1 protein-coding gene is annotated in these 487 nt (G+C 68.8%); it reads right to left on the bottom strand.

Going from position 1 to position 487, the window contains the following annotated elements:
- Positions 1–312 (bottom strand): MobA/MobL family protein (locus KZZ07_RS26665; RefSeq protein ID WP_219519945.1); only part of this gene is annotated, 312 nt, incomplete at its 3' end.
- Between the last annotated feature and the right edge of the window lie 175 nt (positions 313–487).

Below are 487 nucleotides of genomic sequence, written 5' to 3' on the forward strand. Positions count from 1 at the left end.
GAGCGCGATGCCCTCAGCCCGGCTCAACTCGCGCGGCATCGCGAACTCCACTTCGCGGGCGAGCTGTGCGTCCTTGCGCTTCTCGCTCGCCTCCACCGCGTTCCAGAGCGTTGCACGATCGGACAGACGTTCGGGCGCGCCTTGCGGCAGCAGGATCTCGGAATGCACCACCCCGCCCTTGGCGCGGAAGTCGTGGCGCTGCTCGGCGCGTTCGTCGTGCAGCTCGGACGCGGACCGGTACGCCGCCGCCGCGACGGCACTGCGCCCGGCCGAACGCGAGATCAGCTTGGCCGAGAAGTGATAGATCGCCAACGCAGGAATTCGCAGGAGAGGGACGCTGGCCAGAGCTTAGCCGTTTCGGATCCCCCGCACCAGTCGGCGCACCCTGCCCCGAGCGCTAGTCGCGCAGCGACGTATAAGCGCGCATTTCCACCGCTTCGCGCCGGACCTGACAGACACAGCCCGCCTGCGAGAGCAGTGCACTCGG

The organism is Mameliella sp. CS4 (assembly GCF_019392335.1).
GTDB lineage: Bacteria > Pseudomonadota > Alphaproteobacteria > Rhodobacterales > Rhodobacteraceae > Antarctobacter.